The organism is Marinobacter sp. G11 (genome assembly GCF_021282325.1).
Classification (GTDB): Bacteria; Pseudomonadota; Gammaproteobacteria; order Pseudomonadales; family Oleiphilaceae; genus Marinobacter; species Marinobacter vinifirmus.
This window is the reverse complement of sequence record NZ_JAJSPB010000094.1, coordinates 1-1,393: the sequence shown is the minus strand read 5'-3', so window position 1 is coordinate 1,393 and position 1,393 is coordinate 1. Positions and strand designations below refer to the sequence as shown.

Here is a 1,393-nt window from a genome sequence, read left to right as displayed (position 1 = left end):
AAAGAAATGGACGATGCCGATCCGTGATTGGAAGCCGGCACTGAATCGCTTTATTATCGAATTCGGTGACCGCCTGGACGGTCACCTGTAATGGGGTGGGCAGTTACACAGATTTATTTACAGGCTCGACGCACACCCGTTTTTTCAAAGAACCGGTCTGCCCAGGCGCGAGCTTCCGGATTCATATCCCAATACCAACCCGTAGTGAGCTGGATCCCTTGAGCAGTTTCAACTCCAAGCGAGTGAACTTCTGTAAGGAAGAGCAGCAATGCTGCAAGTTTTTGGCCGGTTTGAGTCACGCCAAATTCGCCAGCGGTATTGATAGCATTAATCGTGTCAGCTCCGGCGTTAGCTAGAGCAACTACATCTGCTCCTGAGGCCTGAGCTTGAAGGATGAATGAAGAAAAGTCTGGTGTAGGGAACGGATGGCGAAGGGTCTTTATGACTTCACCTCCACTCGCCTCAACAACACTTGAAACAGCCGCTTCAAGTTCGTGGCCTCCACTATAGTCGGCCGTCAGAATAAACCATGACTTTCCTCCTTCCTCTACGACAGCACGGGCAGTTCCAACAGCCAACGGATATGTATCGTACACGTAATGAATGTGGTTCGGAGAGCAATGCTCATTCGTGATACTTGATGCGACTGAGCCCGACACGATGCCTAACTTATCATTCTCTTTGAGAACATTAATGACCGCTAGCGATACTGAAGAGGCTACAAATCCCGCCACCATATCCACGTCTTCATTCTCTAACCACCGGCGCACTGTGCTTGAAGCCACGTCGGGGCTATTACGATCATCAGCGCTAACGATTTGGATATCAGCAATGCCAACCTTGCCGCCGAAATCATCCACCGCCATCTCCAGTGCAGCAAGGCCATTTGGCCCAACCAAATCTCGGTAGGCACCCGACATATCAACGAGATAGCCTATTTTCACAACATCGTCAGATATTTCTGCGTGCACATCGCTAACGATCACCGCGGACAAAATCATCGCCATGAAAAACTTTTTCATATTTATCATTATTATATCTCCAGCAAGATTATTCATTATATTGTTGTTCAAAACTTTTGAGTTTCTGCACTTCAATATTCAAAACTTCTTTTCTATCATTTCCTTTCGCTATACACCGAGATAATGATCTAGCAAAGCCCTTTTGGAGCACAGCTCGTGTGAACCAATTTCTTCCACAACCTGCCCGTACTCCAAAACGTAATGTCGATCAGCGAGGGACGCTGCAAAGTGAAAGTTCTGCTCTGCTAGTGTTCCGTCTGGTTAATCCCTAAGCGAAAATGTGCTACAATTCGAGCTATTATTTACGAGCTCGGAGACTCTGTTTTGGCCCGGAAACCAGCACCCTTTAATCTTACGGTAAACGATCAACT

General features: G+C 47.2%; 2 pseudogenes. Both read right to left on the bottom strand.

The features are described from left to right. Positions 1 to 128: 128 nt before the first annotated feature. Positions 129 to 1,022, bottom strand: a pseudogene (locus LWH94_RS19145) (ABC transporter substrate-binding protein); the annotation flags it as partial. A 108-nt stretch (positions 1,023 to 1,130) separates the two neighbouring features. Continuing rightward, positions 1,131 to 1,271, bottom strand: a pseudogene (locus LWH94_RS19140) (ABC transporter ATP-binding protein); the annotation flags it as partial. Between the last annotated feature and the right edge of the window lie 122 nt (positions 1,272 to 1,393).